Genomic DNA, 13,732 nt, shown 5'->3' with positions numbered 1-13,732 from the left:
TGGGTTCGGTGTAAACGCCTACCCCACCGACGTGACCCTCGCCACCGGCGTGGGATGGCGCGACGTCGCGAGACCAATAAGAGAAATCGCCAACGCCAGGCCAATGGTGGTGGTAACTTCCGTGCGATGTTGCGGGGTGATCATCATGACCGCCAGCGCTGCGCAGATGAACACGATCACCAGCCAGGTCAGCCATGGAAACAGCCACATGCGAAAGGTCAGTTCGACGTTGCGCTGACGCAGTATCCGCCGCATGCGCAACTGCGACACCGCGATGGCCAGGTACACCAGCAAGGCAATCGCCCCAGAGCTGGCTAACAGAAACTCGAACAGTCCAGCGGGCATGAAGTAGCTCCACACGGTGATCGACGCGCCGAGCACGGTGCTGGCGATTACAGCGGCCCGTGGCACGCCTTCCGAGGAGGTGGCCTTCAACGCTTTCGGTGCATCACCACGCCGGCCTAGCGAGTACAACATCCGAGAGGCAATGTAGATCGAAGAGTTCATGCAACTGGCCACGGCGATCAGGACGACGATGTCGACCATGAACTTGGCGTGGGGGATATTCATGATTTCCAGGGCGCGCTGATAAGAGCCGACCGAGGCCAGCAGCGGATCGTTCCAAGGCACCACGGAGATCACCACGAAGATCGACAGCAGGTAAAACACGCCGATACGCCAGATCACCGAACGCGTGGCCTTGGCAATGTTTCGCGATGGGTCGTTCGATTCAGCGGCCGCAATGGTCACCGCTTCAGTACCGATGAAGCTGAACATGATGGTGATGAACGCGCCGACTACCGCTGACAATCCGTTGGGCGCAAATCCGCCGTGCTCGGCCATCAGTCCGCTCAACCCGCTGACTTCCCGATCGGGCACCCAGCCCACCAACACGGCAAAACCGACGCCGATAAAACCGATGATCGCCACGACCTTGGCCATGGCGAACCAGAACTCGAATTCACCATACTTGGACACGCTGAACAGGTTGGTCACCACCAGCGCAATGATCGAGCCCAACGCGAACTGCCAGGCATCGACTTGGGCAAACCATTGGTTCAACACATGCCCGGCCGCCAGCGCTTCGATAGGAATCACAAGAACCCAGAACCACCAGTACAACCAACCGATGGTAAAACCAGCCCAGCGGCCGATGGCCTGGTCGGCATAGGTGGAGAATGAACCGGTGTCCGGGTTGGCCACCGCCATCTCACCGAGCATGCGCATGACCAGAACAACGAGCAAACCTGAAAATAAATAGGCGAGAAGGACCGCCGGCCCTGCCGCGGCAATGGCGTGTCCTGAACCTACGAACAAACCGGCGCCGATAATCCCGGCGATGGACAGCATTGTGACGTGACGAGGCTTGAAGCCCTGCGCCAATTGGCTACTCGAATCCATGGAGTTCGGGCTAATCATTGGTTTTTTTGTTCTCTGCTGATCGACATTTAAGCAAATTGACCGAGCACACAATCGATCACCATCGTTGCCTGCAGAAACTCCCGAAAGAGGCCTGTCCAACCGCCGCAGTTCTTATCAACCCCATGATTTGAGTGGGGTTATTTTGATACGAAGACACGTCACCTTAGCCGGCCTTCCCGACGATTCAGTAGCCTGATTGCGCCAAGATCGTGTCTGATATCGACACGCGAATACCGGGAGGTCGTGTTGAAGACCCATGGGTCACGGAGAAGCTCAGGCGATCTTCCCGGCTCGCGGAGTGTTCTACTAACAAACATCCAAACGCAATTACGCCACTGGCAGCAATGGGGTGAAAAGTGATCATTGATGAACTTCCGCTTCTAGTCGAAAGCCGTTGGCAGCTAGTGGCCGATTACCGCCCATCACAAAGCCCGTAATCCCCCAACCAACCCCACATCACTAAACCACCGTCGGCGCGCGCAACTCCGGCTGTGGCCCGACACTGGCTTGCGCCTTGTCCACCAACCGCTGCACCCACCCGGCATCCTGGTCATTCACCACGGCGTAGCGATCCGGCGGAAAAAACGTCCAGTGATGAGCCACCTCGACAAGGCGCTTGAGCTCTTCGGCGGACATCCAATACGGCGTGTCGATCAGGGGTAGCGGTGCGCCGCTGAAGCGCCGGCCGAGGGGGAGGTTGGTGCCGGGGGCGAAGGCGATCGCCAATTGCTGGCCGGGTTGCATGTGCTTGTCCGGCGAGGGCATTTTCCCGACCCGGGCGTAGCTGAAGTCGCCCGGATATTGTTCCTTGAGCACCAGCCAGTGGCCCGCCGTGGTCTTGGCCAGGAGCCATTGCGCCACGCCGCTGTCTTGCACGCTTTCAAGCTTGCCGTTGCTCCAGCGCATGATGGCGTTGCAGTCCGGATCATAGTCGTTGGACCACAGGCTGAAACCGGATATCAACGTATGCCGCTCAAGCTCGACCAGCCCTTGATCCGGCATGGATTGCCAGTAGCGTTTGGTCGGGTCGTGGGTGTCGCGCAGGAAGTTGCGTAACCCCCAGGCAACCATGAACAGCAGCGTCGCGAGCGCGAGCCAGCCAAAGGACGCGCCGACGATCCCGTCGATATCCAGGTCGGAGGCGAATAACGTTCGATAGAGCAACAGGCCCACTACAAACGCGATGCCCGGCAAAACCGGACCCAAGCACAGCGGCGGCACTATCACGGTGATCCAGCTGAAGCGGTGCATGGACGCGTGCTGCTGCGCCCAGGCTAGCTCCTGAGCGAGCATCGGCGCCTGTTCGCGTGGGGCAATGGCGGCGTCAGGTGTCTGAAAGCGCATGTACCGGGTATAGAAGTCATCTTCCATGGATCAATTCATGCTCTTGAAGTAATCGCTTATCCCGACGAATCAGGCAGAGCCCTTGAGGATTTCAGTCGATGAATCTCATGATTTCTTTCCAGACATAACCGTAGCTATAGCGCAGCCAGGCGATTTTCAATTTGGCCACTGCGCGGCGCGTACCACTGCGTGCCCGCGCTTGCAGTGTCGTTTCAATTTCACTTAATAGCCATTCGTCCTTGAAGCCTGTCCAGATCGGGGGGACAGGCGTTTCAAGGTTGCTGAAACATACCGGAGCGACTTCCGAGTAGAGGATGTCTTCCACGACGTTCAGGTCATAGCCGCGGATTCGCTCAGCGATAAACGCGTAATCGACGGCGCTGTCGACAAACGCCTCGGCCAGCGCGATCTGAATGTTCGCTCTTTCAGCAGCAGTTGGAAGTTGTCCCAATGGGCCAGTTCCTCCAGCGCTACGTCGATTCAGGCCAGCCAGAAAACCGGAAATCTGCGCAGCACTTCGAAGGTGAACAACCGGAATCAGCGGCCCGATGGCCAGGCGTAAAGCCTCGGTGCGGGGGCGTCTCGTGCGGTCAAAATCCCAGACATACTTCAGAAAACCGAAAAATTCCTTGTCCAGCCTCTCGGTGCAGCCTGCCGGAAGATCGGCGCGTGGTCGGTTCAGCACGCTGCGCAGAATGACTCGCCGCAAGCAGGTAGTGCGCGGTGTATCGAGCCAGATGATGAGATCCGCCCGGGGCAGCCTTAACGCGAAGGTCTTTGTGGAGTAATTGCCTTCACAAATCCAGGCGTCCCCGGCGACGGCTTGCCGAACCCGTGCGCGGAAAATATCGGTATCCGCTTCGACCCAACCGGGTTCCCAAAACAACGTATCGAGGTGGACCACCGGCAAATCAAGACGATTGCCTATTTCACGCGCCAAGGTCGATTTGCCACTCCCCGAGTTGCCCAGTATCACGATGCGCTGCATCAGCATTTCCCTTGCCGAAAACGGGCAATGCTATCCCATCCGCAGGGGTAAAGAACAATGGACAGCCTCGGTTGTTGCTCATACGGGTGGAGGACTGCGCCGTGTGTCTATCTCGAAAACTTTCGCGCCCCCGCCACACAAAGAATCACCGCCACCGTCACCCCAAGCATGCCCAGGCTGACCTGTTCATGCAGCAACGTAGCCGCCAGCGCCAGGCCAAAAAACGGTTGCAGCAACTGAAGCTGACCGACCGCGGCAATCCCGCCTTGGGCCAGGCCGCGATACCAGAAGACGAAACCGATCAACATGCTGAAGATCGATACGTACGCCAGGCTCAGCCATGCCGGTGTAGAAATGGTGGCGAACGAAGGCGGGGCCTTGAACACGCTCAGCAGCGCCATGACCGGCAGCGACAGCACCAGTGCCCAACTGATCACCTGCCAGCCGCCCAGTGTTTTTGAAAGCTTCGCGCCCTCCGCATAACCGAGGCCGCAGACGATGATCGCCAGCAGCATTAGCAGGTCGCCGGTAGGGGAGGCCGTCAGCCCCTGGGACACCGCGAAGCCCACCACCAACAGGCTGCCCAGTCCTGAGAAAAACCAGAATACCGGCCGTGGACGCTCGCCACCGCGCAACACACCGAACACCGCAGTGGCGAGCGGCAACAGGCCGACGAAGACGATGGAATGTGCCGAGGTCACGTACTGCAACGCCAGCGCGGTCAGCAGCGGAAACCCCACGACGACGCCGATGGCGACGATGGCCAAGGGCAGCAGTTGATGTCTGGCGGGGCGCTTTTCCTTGAACAGCACCAGCAAGCAAAGCGCCAGAAGTCCGGCAATGGTCGCCCGGGCAACGGTGAGGAATACCGGATCGAATTCCAGCACGGCCACTCGGGTCGCGGGCAACGAGGCGCTGAAGATGATGACGCCGATCAGTCCGTTGAGCCATCCGCTCGTGGTCTTGGCCGTGGCCGGGTTTTGCAGCTTCGATGTCTGTTCCATGATGAGGTCCCACTCAATGTGCCGTGATCCATCGTATGATCGAAAATCACTACAATCAAAAAATCGTCATGGATACATTTCCGTATGCCTCGCTCACGGTACAAAACATTAGTGGATGCTTTTGCGGCTGACATCAGGTCGGGAAAACTGTTGCCGGGCACGCGCTTGCCGACCCACCGCCAACTGGCGGCCACGGAAGGGCTCGCGCTGGTGACCGCCTCGCGGGTGTATGCCGAGCTTGAAGCCATGGGCCTGGTCAGCGGGGAAACGGGGCGCGGCACGTTCGTGCGCGAAACCTCGTTGCCGCCGGGTTTGGGGATGGATCAGAAAGTCGTTGCCGTGGGCATGACCGATCTCAATTTCAACTATCCGTCGCTTCCCGGGCAAGCCGACCTGCTGCGCAGTGCGCTGCGTCAACTGGCGTCGTCCGGCGATCTTGAGTCGTTGCTGCGCTACCAGCCACACGCGGGGCGTACGCATGAACGTGCGTCGATCGCCCGGCATCTGGGCACGCGAGGGCTGACGGTGGAGGCTGAACAGGTGCTGGTGGTCAGCGGTGCCCAGCATGGATTGGCGGTGACGATGATGGCGCTGCTGCAACCCGGTGATGTGATTGCCGCCGATGCGTTGACCTATTCGGGGTTCAAGGTGTTGGCCGAGTCGCTGCACCTGGAAGTGCTGCCCATTCCGGTGCTCGAGCACGGTCCGGATCTGGAGGCGCTGGAGCGTTTGTGCCGCCAGCGACGGGTGCGGGCCGTGTATTCGATGCCCACGATTCACAACCCGCTGGGATGGGTGATGGATGCCGCTCAACGCGAGGCCCTGGTGACGATTGCGCGCCAGCATGACCTGCTGATCATTGAAGATGCGGCGTACGCTTTCCTGGCCGAGAACCCGCCGGCACCCTTGGCGTACCTGGCCCCCGAGCGCACGGTTTACGTGTCCGGGTTATCGAAAAGTGTCGCCACCGGGCTGCGCGTGGGCTTCATTGCCGCCCCCGCCGAAAAGGTGCCCGCCCTGGAACGAGCGATTCGGGCGACCACTTGGAACACCCCGGGCGTATTGACCGCCATCGCGAGCACGTGGCTCGATGACGGCACCGTCACACAGCTGGAAGCGCAAAAGCGTCTGGACGCGCAAGCCAGGCAATCGATGGCCCGCGAGGTGCTGGCGGGGCTGCCGTGGGTGGGGCATCCATCGTCGTATTTTCTGTGGCTGCCGCTGCCCGAGGATGCGCGGGCGGAGCAGATCGTAAAGGAACTGATGCGTGAGCAGGTGTCGGTGTCGACCGCCGAGCCGTTTGCGACGTCGGCCCATGTTCCGCACGCCATCCGCCTGGCGCTGGGTTCTGCCGACATGGGCGCGCTGCGTTTGGCCCTGGAAAAAGTGAAGTGGGTGATTGGAGCTTATGCGTAGCCCGGCGCCAGCAAGCGCTCGATCTGCGCCAATTCCCAGGTGCTGAGCAAACTGACCGGGTCGGTGCCGTAACGATGCCAGGACTCGAAAGTGACTTCGCGGCCGTCCGGGCTCTGGCAGTTTTGGCAGTGGCGCAAATGATTGCCGTCGAGGTCGAGGGTCAGGCGCCAGCCTTCGATATCAACCATTACCTGGCCCGAAGCGCAGAATGTGTCGAGGCACTGCAAAGCGCGAGTGCCCAAGGCTGCATCGCGCAATAACTGGCACACCTCGCGGGCGGTCAGGGCAGGGCGCTGAGCGGTCATTCCTCGTCTGCCGGGGACTTGATGACATTGCTGCGCAACCGCACGATCGCTTTCTGCTGTTGCGTAAACTCGTCCTGCTTCAGCCCTGTGGTGGAACGGCCAGCGGGAGACGGGGTGTCTTTGAACTTCATGTACATCCTCTTTAGCCATGGGTTGATGGCTCGAATGTGTGAAATATACATCGCGTGCCATGGTGTCTGAAGTGCTCCATGTTCTTAGCAGGGCGCCGGGTTTGACGAGCAGGTCTCGCCGAACCGGCCGGGTAGCATCACGCCGTCAGAAAGTTCAGGGCCACTGGCCGACGAGTGGTCGAGGCGCGCTTTTTGCGCCAATCTGCGAACAAGCCGTCGATGCGCTGTAAACTGGCAGCCTTTTCTCACCTCGAATAAGAGAACCTCATGGCAAACCAAGACATCGCTTTCACCCCCGATCCAGACGCAGACTCCATCTCCTCCGACGTCGCCGGTTTTGGCGGCCTGCTAGTCTCCACGCAGATTCCCACCCACGCCGATGGCAGCCTGGAGCTGGGCGGTATCATCGAACAGAGTGAATGCACCTTGCAGGCGCTAAAGGTGGCGCTGGAGGGCGCGGGCAGTTCGATGGATCGGGTGTTGCACCTGACCATCTACCTGACTGACATGGCCGACCGCGCCGCTTTCAATGAGGTGTACAAGCGCTTCTTCGCCAAGCCGTGGCCGGTCCGCGCCGCGGTTGGCGTGGCTGCTTTGGCCGTCGAAGGGATGCGGGTGGAAGTGACCGCGATGGCGGCCAAAGCCTGATTGGCGAGTGACCCGGTGGCGCCGCTGAATCAGCGGCCGCCGCCAGTTATTTCTTGCACTGCGCCAACACCACCTGGCAAGTACTCGGCGTGCCACCGGATCGGCCGGCATAGCGCATGCAGTTATTCAGGGATTTTTGCCGCGCCATGCTCAAGGTGTCGCCCCAGGCCAGGCCGCCTTCGCCGGATGTGGGTAGCGCTTTGGCATAGCAGCTTGAGCCGACGCTTGAGGTCGAATGGCGATGGCCGGCACATCCCGCTATCAGCGCAAGGGTGATGGCGAGCAGGAAGGGAAGGCCCCATGACGAGCAGTGGCGCGCTGTTTTTCCGGTCATGCCATGTCCCCCTGTATCAACAGGCTGGAGGCGTGTTGGTGGGCGTGTGTATTGAGAATAGCGGGTATTGCGCCTGTCCCGGCAGCGGCGGGCACGGCCATGAAAGTTTCACGTTTCTGATACGAACGTGATTTCAATCGACAGCATCGTTGGCTGGAACAATTGCGTCTTGACCCGGCTCGGCAGCCAGTTTCAATCGGTCGGCTTTGCTGATGTATTTGGACTTGTTGGCCGGTGCCAGTTTGGCACTGGCCTTTTTGGCGTGGGCCTTTAATAACTGGGTGATTTTTTTACGACGATTCATGTTTTCTACTCGGTTTGTCAGGTCTTGAATGATCTATATCGCGCTGATGGGGTCGTCCTGGTGGAAGGCATTCTACCTTTCTTCGATGTCGCCAGCGTCCATCGGCCAGCGCGTTTCCAGATACTCCGCCAGATAACTCATGAACGCCTTGACCTTGGGCGTCAGGGCGGCGCGTTCCTGGACGCATGCGTATATGTCGAGGGGTTCGGCGTAGGCATAGGCTGCGGCGTCGCGATGTTCGAACAGCGGAACGAGTTGCCCGCTGTCGAGGTAGGGCGCAGCCACGAACTCGGCCAGGCGGGTAATGCCCGCGCCGCGGATCGCCATTTGCGCCAGCGCGTCAATGTCGTCGCTGATGGCGGTGGCGTTGATCGTTGCGTCATACCGCTGTCCATCGCGGATAAAACCCCAGCGTAGAAAACGCCCGTCCAGCGGATAACGAAATGCCAGGCAGGCGTGCTGTTGCAGATCTTCCGGGGCGTGCGGCCAGCCGACGCGTTCCAGATAAGCGGGGGAGGCGCAGATGATAAACGGCACCGACACAATCTTGCGCGCGACGATCCCTTCTTCCAGTTGCGGCTTGATCCGCAGGCTCAGATCAATGCCTTCCTGAATGTGATTGATTTTGCGATCGGTGGTGGAGAGTTCGAGGATCAGACGCGGGTAACGCGCCGCGAAGCCGGCGATGACGGTTGCCAAGACATGCCGGCCAAACGCCGAGGTAGACGCGATGCTCAGGCGCCCTTGCAGCGGGGTGTGTGCGTGGGTGATTGCGCTGTGCGCCGATTCGAGATCGCGCGCGATGTGTTTCACTTTTTCGTAGTACGCCGTGCCGTTCTCGGTCAACGCCATGCTGCGTGTGGTGCGTTGGAGCAGGCGCGTGTCCAGGTGCGTTTCCAGACGATTGAGGGTCTGGCTCACGGCCGCGGCGCTGACGCCCAACGTCTTGGCGGCGCCGACGATGGAGCCGGCTTCAACGACCTTGATAAAGCTGTCTATGGCGCCGAGCAAGTTCATTGTTTGGCCTGATCTGATTCGTAAGTTTCTCTTTATAAAGCACTCACGGATAAGCGTCTAGTTGGCGATTGCCTGGCTTGTTATGGTGCGGATCCTTATCAATCGAAGGTCAATAAGGTCTGATATGAATTCAAAGACAACCGCCAAAACACTGTTCCAAAACCCACGCAAACTTTCGGCCCGCGCGACGCCCTTTGTGTTTGCCCTGTACATGGCGGCGATCATGGCGCTGCTGATGTCGTTTGTGATTACGGCGGCCAATTCCGGTATTCAGCAGGATTTTCTAAGTAATGCGCTGCACGCTTACCAGTTGGCGATGCCCGTGGCGTTCCTGTGCATCCTTGTCGTGCGTCCTGTTGTGATCAGGCTGGTGGCGTTGACGGTGCGTCCCCATCACTGAACTTCGCCCAAAAAAAAAGAGGCGGCTCATTCGAGCCGCCTCTGTTCAGTGATCAACCGCGTTTGGGCAGTTTCCAGTTTGGGCGGATGAAGTGGCAGGTGTAACCGTTGGGCAAGCGTTCGAGGTAGTCCTGGTGTTCCGGTTCGGCTTCCCAGAATGGCCCGGCCGGGCTGATTTCGGTGACCACCTTGCCGGGCCAGAGGCCGGAGGCTTCGACGTCGGCGACGGTGTCTTCGGCCACCTGTTTCTGCTCATCGCTGAGGTAGAAAAGGGCAGAGCGATAGCTGGCGCCGATGTCGTTGCCCTGGCGATTCTGGGTCGTCGGGTCATGGATCTGGAAGAAAAACTCGAGAATCTGGCGGTAGCTGATCTGCTGCGGGTCGAACACGATCTCGATCGCTTCCGCGTGGTTGCCATGGTTGCGATAGGTCGCATTCGGTACATCGCCACCGGAATAACCCACCCGCGTGGACACCACGCCGGGATAGCGTCGCAGCAGATCCTGCATGCCCCAGAAGCAGCCACCGGCCAGGAGGGCGGTTTCGGTTTGCGTCGTCATAAACGGTCATTTCCCTCAGTGAAAGCGTGCGTTACTGATTGATGATCGGACTGTTGAACTGGTCGGAGTAACTGCCGTCCATCAGCGAGGATGCCACTCGATCCGAACCTATGCCACTGCGCGAGTAGGCGAGGCGGGCGGAGCCGACGTGATCGGCGCCGTCTGCGGCGAGGACTCCGGCGCCAACGTGGTCGGAGCCGTCTGCGGCGAGGGCTCCGGCGCCGACGCGATCCGAGCCGTCAGCGGCGACTGCTCCGGCGCCGACGCGATCTGAGCCGTCAGCGGCGACTGCTCCGGCGCCGACTCGATCTGCGCCGTCTGCGGCAACGGCTCCGGCACCGACGCGATCCGAGCCGTCTGCGGCAACTGCACCAGCGCCGACTCGATCTGCGCCGTCAGCAGCAACAGCTCCAGCCCCAACACGATCCGAGCCATCAGCAGCAACAGCACCAGCGCCGACTCGATCTGCGCCGTCAGCAGCAACAGCTCCAGCCCCAACACGATCCGAGCCATCAGCAGCAACAGCACCGGCCCCAACACGATCCGAGCCATCAGCAGCAACAGCACCGGCCCCAACGCGATCCGAACCGTCAGCAGCCACCGACCCCGCCCCGACATGATCCGCACCATCCGCCGCCACGGCTTGCGCCTTCGCAGCCAGCGCACTGGGCACCATCACCGTCGCCGCGAGTGCCAATACAACGCCTGAAAAAAACTTGTATTTCATGATGTTCTCCATAACCCATCAGCCACAAAGCCATCAAGCACGACCGGTCGTTCGATCCTGGGCGACACGACGCACGGGCTCGGGCTGGTTACGTTGGCGATTGGCACGGGTGCGCCCATGGCGCACGGGTGTCGACGTATTGCATGACAAAGCGATAACCAACTGAAGAGTATAGATCGGCCTGGGTGACTGGCCCGGACCGGTGACCATCGGTGCCGAAATGCGCAGCTAGACTGATCGGGTCTGTCTCAACGTTGGAGAACCGAAATGCTCAGCAAAAACATCATTTGCCTCTGGTACGACGGCGCCGCGCTGGAGGCCGCGACCTTCTATGCCAAAACCTTCCCGGACAGCACGGTGGACGCGGTGCATCGCGCGCCGGGCGACTATCCGGCGGGTAAGCAGGGCGATGTCCTGACCGTCGAATTCACCGTGATGGGCATCCCCTGTCTCGGGTTGAACGGCGGCTCCGGGGTCAAGCACAACGAGGCGTTTTCGTTCCAGGTCGCGACCGACGACCAGGCCGAAACGGACCGCTTGTGGCATGCGATTGTCAGCAACGGTGGCAAGGAAAACGTCTGCGGCTGGTGCCAGGACAAATGGGGACTGTCCTGGCAAATCACCCCGCGCATCCTGTCGGCCGCGATCACCGACCCCGATCAAGCGAAGGCCAAACGGGCATTCGACGCCATGATGACCATGGGCAAGATCGACATCGCGGCGATCGAGGCAGCGCTGAAACCCCGGTAGGAGCGAAGCTTGCTCGCGAAGGCGTCAGGCCTGACACACCGCGTCATCGTTCATCGCGAGCAAGCTTTGCTCCTACGGCGAAGGTGTCAGGCCTGGCATACCGCGTCATCGTTCATCGCGGGCAAGCCTCGCTCCTACACATGAATCAGCCCCGATCCCTTGTAGGAGCGAAGCTTGCTCGCGAAGGCGTCAGGCCTGACACACCGCGTTATCGTTCATCGCGAGCAAGCTTTGCTCCTACGGCGAAGGCGTCAGGCACGACTCGGTCGTAGCCATTGACGAGAAAGCGGGTACGACGGGTTCAACCGGGCAGGTTGCGAGAGAGGACAACCCCCGAAGTTAAAAACTGCAGGCAGAGTTGGCTTTTAGCCTTGATTGGAGACCGGCTAATGGGAGTCCCCATTATTTATGGGGAAACACCACTTCACTCCAAAGCCTCAATGCTCCATTCCCCTTGCCAATCCTTCGCGACGTACCGAACCGGCACGAACATGCCATACGCTTCCAGGTAGGCGTAAAAAGCGGTGCCCTGGCCGAGGTGGTAGTCATCACCCGTACAGCTGAACACCTTGGCAGTCCCTGTCAGGCTCGGGTAATACGCGCTGGCGGGCTTTTGTGATTCGACGTCGCAAGTGAACCGGTCGTCGACCGGCACCAAACCTTTGCCATAGTGCTCTGTGGGGCGCTGCACGGTGTAGCTCAGAAGCGCGCCGACCGGCATATTTGCCCAATCGCCTTCGAAGCGCAGGTCCGAGAGGGCGCTGTCTTCAATTTCTATCAGATCGGCGACAGTCGTGAATTTACTGTCAGCCAGTTTTATCAAGCCGCGGAAACTAACGTTGGCCCGTTGCTCTCGTCCGCTTTTAAAGCGCTCAAGCAATTGATTAACTGACGCCTCTGGCTGGTATCTGGCGTCACGTCCCTTGTACCGCACACCGACCTCTGAAAACTGTTTCGGCTCGGACATGTCCTTGAACACCAAGCGCAGGTGCTGAATGCTTTTCTCCGGTTTGGGCATCTTCAATGCCGCGATGGCTTTCAATACCGGGGCAGTAACGACGGGGACAGGCAGTTCAAAGGATGACTGCTCACGCCCATCGAAATGTGCGTATTGATCCAGCGACTGCGGCGTACCACAGCCCAGCTCAAGCAACCGGCGCTCGTCAGCTGAGAGGCTTTGCGAGCGGATGGCTTCAGGATTTGTTTTCATCTCCCCCGCGATCACGCGACTGCGCTTATCCAGGTAGAAACTGCTCAGCGCCGTCAGCTCTTGCCGCGAGCAGTTGGCTGTCCACCGCTGGCGTACCTGCCCATACAGGCTGGTTTGGTCAGGTAGCAACAACTCGGCGGGCGGCACTCGAGCCGTCCAGAACGTCACTTCATCACCTTTTACCTTCAGGCTGGCGCGGTCGATCATCTGCCAATCCTGATGCTCCGGGGCCGAGAACACTCGCCATTCGGGCGATGCGGTCTGGGCGCAAACCTGCTTGAACTGAGCGCTTTGCAGGTATTGGCTCTTTTGTTCCGCCGGTAATTGCCAGGATTCCTCTGTGCGACCCCGCGGATCGATGGCAAACCGCGACATTCCGCCTTTGCTGCGGTAGGCCATTTGCGCATCAGGCTGCTTGCAGTCCGCGTCGAAACGCGCCAAATAGCGGTCTTCCGGCCCCAGTGATGACACCACGACATAGGTGATTCGGTCCCGTTCGCGGATGATCGAATTAGGCTCGGGCGTTTCCACCAACACACTGTTGAACACCGCGAGGCCTGGTTGCGGGGTTTTAACAGGTGTGGGTTTTGTCGTCTGGCATCCAGAGAGGATCAGCGCAACGGTGAACAGTGAGAAACGGCGGAAGGGGTGGAGCGTGGCATCCATGCGGGCGTACTACATTGATTGAGTGATGGCATATTAGCATGAGCCTGTAGGAGCGAAGCTTGCTCGCGAAGGCGTCAGGCCTGACACACCGCGTCATCGTTCTTCGCGAGCAAGCTTTGCTCCTACGGCGAAGGTGTCAGGCCTGGCATACCGTGTCATCGTTCTTCGCGGGCAAGCCTCGCTCCTACACAAAAATCAGCCCCGATCCCTGTAGGAGCAAAGCTTGCTCGCGAAGGCGTCAGGCCTGACACACCGCGTCATCGTTCTTCGCGAGCAAGCTTTGCTCCTACGGCGAAGGTGTCAGGCCTGGCATACCGTGTCATCGTTCTTCGCGGGCAAGCCTCGCTCCTACACAAAAATCAGCCCCGATCCCTGTAGGAGCAAAGCTTGCTCGCGAAGGCGTCAGGCCTGACACACCGCGTCATCGTTCTTCGCGAGCAAGCTTTGCTCCTACGGCGAAGGTGTCGGGCCTGACACGCCGCGTTATCGTTCTTCGCGGGCAAGCCT

At 59.8% G+C, this 13,732-nt stretch carries 16 protein-coding genes and 1 pseudogene; 4 read left to right on the top strand and 13 right to left on the bottom strand.

The genetic code is table 11. The features are described 5' to 3' along the window. Positions 1 to 18: 18 nt before the first annotated feature. From ACY4LX_RS21935 to ACY4LX_RS21915, 5 genes and pseudogenes are all read right to left on the bottom strand, one after another. The gene (locus ACY4LX_RS21935) at positions 19 to 1,419 is read right to left on the bottom strand and encodes an amino acid permease (protein ID WP_463257834.1); all 1,401 of its coding nucleotides are present in this window, start codon (positions 1,417 to 1,419) and stop codon (positions 19 to 21) included. Between the two features lie 462 nt (positions 1,420 to 1,881). Beyond that, a complete protein-coding gene (locus ACY4LX_RS21930; protein ID WP_463257833.1) occupies positions 1,882 to 2,793 on the bottom strand; it encodes a hypothetical protein in 912 nt (303 codons plus the stop codon). A 64-nt stretch (positions 2,794 to 2,857) separates the two neighbouring features. Further along, the gene (locus ACY4LX_RS21925; RefSeq protein WP_463260630.1) at positions 2,858 to 3,217 is read right to left on the bottom strand and encodes a DUF7079 family protein; all 360 of its coding nucleotides are present in this window, start codon (positions 3,215 to 3,217) and stop codon (positions 2,858 to 2,860) included. Between the two features lie 24 nt (positions 3,218 to 3,241). After that, positions 3,242 to 3,754, bottom strand: a pseudogene (locus ACY4LX_RS21920) (P-loop NTPase family protein); the annotation flags it as partial. Positions 3,755 to 3,861: 107 nt separating this feature from the next. Further along, positions 3,862 to 4,758 carry a DMT family transporter gene (locus ACY4LX_RS21915; protein WP_463257832.1) on the bottom strand — a complete coding sequence of 299 codons (897 nt, stop codon included), beginning with the start codon at positions 4,756 to 4,758 and terminating at the stop codon, positions 3,862 to 3,864. Positions 4,759 to 4,842: 84 nt separating this feature from the next. Between ACY4LX_RS21915 and ACY4LX_RS21910 the strand changes: the two genes are divergently transcribed. Continuing rightward, positions 4,843 to 6,174 carry an aminotransferase-like domain-containing protein gene (locus ACY4LX_RS21910; RefSeq protein ID WP_463257831.1) on the top strand — a complete coding sequence of 444 codons (1,332 nt, stop codon included), beginning with the start codon at positions 4,843 to 4,845 and terminating at the stop codon, positions 6,172 to 6,174. Here ACY4LX_RS21910 and ACY4LX_RS21905 read toward each other — a convergent pair. After that, a complete protein-coding gene (locus ACY4LX_RS21905) occupies positions 6,165 to 6,479 on the bottom strand; it encodes a DUF7693 family protein (RefSeq protein WP_463257830.1) in 315 nt (104 codons plus the stop codon). The two genes, ACY4LX_RS21910 and ACY4LX_RS21905, sit on opposite strands and share 10 nt — an antisense overlap. Then, complete coding sequence (locus ACY4LX_RS21900; protein ID WP_463257829.1) at positions 6,476 to 6,610, bottom strand: hypothetical protein; 135 nt, start codon at positions 6,608 to 6,610, stop codon at positions 6,476 to 6,478. The genes ACY4LX_RS21905 and ACY4LX_RS21900 overlap by 4 nt, the downstream gene beginning before the upstream one ends. Before the next feature lie 267 nt (positions 6,611 to 6,877). On the opposite strand from ACY4LX_RS21900, the gene ACY4LX_RS21895 reads away from it, so the two are divergent. Continuing rightward, complete coding sequence (locus ACY4LX_RS21895) at positions 6,878 to 7,258, top strand: RidA family protein (RefSeq protein ID WP_463257828.1); 381 nt, start codon at positions 6,878 to 6,880, stop codon at positions 7,256 to 7,258. Between the two features lie 46 nt (positions 7,259 to 7,304). Here ACY4LX_RS21895 and ACY4LX_RS21890 read toward each other — a convergent pair whose 3' ends face one another. The 3 genes from ACY4LX_RS21890 to ACY4LX_RS21880 form a co-directional block, all read right to left on the bottom strand. Then, positions 7,305 to 7,592, bottom strand: a complete 288-nt coding sequence (locus ACY4LX_RS21890; RefSeq protein ID WP_463257827.1) for a hypothetical protein — start codon at positions 7,590 to 7,592, stop codon at positions 7,305 to 7,307. Between the two features lie 133 nt (positions 7,593 to 7,725). Then, positions 7,726 to 7,896, bottom strand: a complete 171-nt coding sequence (locus ACY4LX_RS21885; RefSeq protein WP_149659836.1) for a DUF2986 domain-containing protein — start codon at positions 7,894 to 7,896, stop codon at positions 7,726 to 7,728. Positions 7,897 to 7,968: 72 nt separating this feature from the next. After that, positions 7,969 to 8,913, bottom strand: a complete 945-nt coding sequence (locus ACY4LX_RS21880; RefSeq protein ID WP_463257826.1) for a LysR family transcriptional regulator — start codon at positions 8,911 to 8,913, stop codon at positions 7,969 to 7,971. A 124-nt stretch (positions 8,914 to 9,037) separates the two neighbouring features. On the opposite strand from ACY4LX_RS21880, the gene ACY4LX_RS21875 reads away from it, so the two are divergent. Beyond that, positions 9,038 to 9,313: a DUF2798 domain-containing protein gene (locus ACY4LX_RS21875; protein WP_463257825.1), complete on the top strand. Its 276-nt coding sequence runs from the start codon at positions 9,038 to 9,040 to the stop codon at positions 9,311 to 9,313. A gap of 52 nt (positions 9,314 to 9,365) precedes the next feature. On the opposite strand, the gene msrA is transcribed toward ACY4LX_RS21875, so the two are convergent. Together msrA and ACY4LX_RS21865 are read right to left on the bottom strand one after the other, a co-directional pair. Next, positions 9,366 to 9,872, bottom strand: a complete 507-nt coding sequence (msrA, locus tag ACY4LX_RS21870; RefSeq protein ID WP_463257824.1) for a peptide-methionine (S)-S-oxide reductase MsrA — start codon at positions 9,870 to 9,872, stop codon at positions 9,366 to 9,368. Positions 9,873 to 9,980: 108 nt separating this feature from the next. Continuing rightward, positions 9,981 to 10,502, bottom strand: coding sequence for a hypothetical protein (locus ACY4LX_RS21865; protein ID WP_463257823.1), 522 nt, complete (start codon positions 10,500 to 10,502; stop codon positions 9,981 to 9,983). A 364-nt stretch (positions 10,503 to 10,866) separates the two neighbouring features. Between ACY4LX_RS21865 and ACY4LX_RS21860 the strand changes: the two genes are divergently transcribed. Then, positions 10,867 to 11,349 carry a VOC family protein gene (locus ACY4LX_RS21860; protein WP_463257822.1) on the top strand — a complete coding sequence of 161 codons (483 nt, stop codon included), beginning with the start codon at positions 10,867 to 10,869 and terminating at the stop codon, positions 11,347 to 11,349. Positions 11,350 to 11,773: 424 nt separating this feature from the next. Here the strand turns inward: ACY4LX_RS21860 and ACY4LX_RS21855 are convergent, their stop codons facing one another. Further along, complete coding sequence (locus tag ACY4LX_RS21855) at positions 11,774 to 13,225, bottom strand: hypothetical protein (protein WP_463257821.1); 1,452 nt, start codon at positions 13,223 to 13,225, stop codon at positions 11,774 to 11,776. Between the last annotated feature and the right edge of the window lie 507 nt (positions 13,226 to 13,732).

This window comes from Pseudomonas sp. Emmai (assembly GCF_055179735.1).
The sequence above is the reverse complement of the archived record's forward strand: the minus strand, read 5'-3'. Positions and strand labels throughout refer to the sequence as shown.

Excerpts from the sequence above, each read along its gene's own strand:
- ACY4LX_RS21915 (WP_463257832.1), bottom strand. The coding sequence starts at position 4,758 with ATGGAACAGACATCGAAGCTGCAAAACCCGGCCACGGCCAAGACCACG.
- ACY4LX_RS21900 (WP_463257829.1), bottom strand. The coding sequence starts at position 6,610 with ATGAAGTTCAAAGACACCCCGTCTCCCGCTGGCCGTTCCACCACAGGG.
- ACY4LX_RS21890 (WP_463257827.1), bottom strand. The coding sequence starts at position 7,592 with ATGACCGGAAAAACAGCGCGCCACTGCTCGTCATGGGGCCTTCCCTTC.
- msrA (WP_463257824.1), bottom strand. The coding sequence starts at position 9,872 with ATGACGACGCAAACCGAAACCGCCCTCCTGGCCGGTGGCTGCTTCTGG.
- ACY4LX_RS21875 (WP_463257825.1), top strand. The coding sequence starts at position 9,038 with ATGAATTCAAAGACAACCGCCAAAACACTGTTCCAAAACCCACGCAAA.
- ACY4LX_RS21935 (WP_463257834.1), bottom strand. The coding sequence starts at position 1,419 with ATGATTAGCCCGAACTCCATGGATTCGAGTAGCCAATTGGCGCAGGGC.
- ACY4LX_RS21885 (WP_149659836.1), bottom strand. The coding sequence starts at position 7,896 with ATGAATCGTCGTAAAAAAATCACCCAGTTATTAAAGGCCCACGCCAAA.
- ACY4LX_RS21855 (WP_463257821.1), bottom strand. The coding sequence starts at position 13,225 with ATGGATGCCACGCTCCACCCCTTCCGCCGTTTCTCACTGTTCACCGTT.
- ACY4LX_RS21880 (WP_463257826.1), bottom strand. The coding sequence starts at position 8,913 with ATGAACTTGCTCGGCGCCATAGACAGCTTTATCAAGGTCGTTGAAGCC.
- ACY4LX_RS21865 (WP_463257823.1), bottom strand. The coding sequence starts at position 10,502 with ATGGTGCGGATCATGTCGGGGCGGGGTCGGTGGCTGCTGACGGTTCGG.
- ACY4LX_RS21905 (WP_463257830.1), bottom strand. The coding sequence starts at position 6,479 with ATGACCGCTCAGCGCCCTGCCCTGACCGCCCGCGAGGTGTGCCAGTTA.
- ACY4LX_RS21910 (WP_463257831.1), top strand. The coding sequence starts at position 4,843 with ATGCCTCGCTCACGGTACAAAACATTAGTGGATGCTTTTGCGGCTGAC.
- ACY4LX_RS21930 (WP_463257833.1), bottom strand. The coding sequence starts at position 2,793 with ATGGAAGATGACTTCTATACCCGGTACATGCGCTTTCAGACACCTGAC.
- ACY4LX_RS21895 (WP_463257828.1), top strand. The coding sequence starts at position 6,878 with ATGGCAAACCAAGACATCGCTTTCACCCCCGATCCAGACGCAGACTCC.
- ACY4LX_RS21860 (WP_463257822.1), top strand. The coding sequence starts at position 10,867 with ATGCTCAGCAAAAACATCATTTGCCTCTGGTACGACGGCGCCGCGCTG.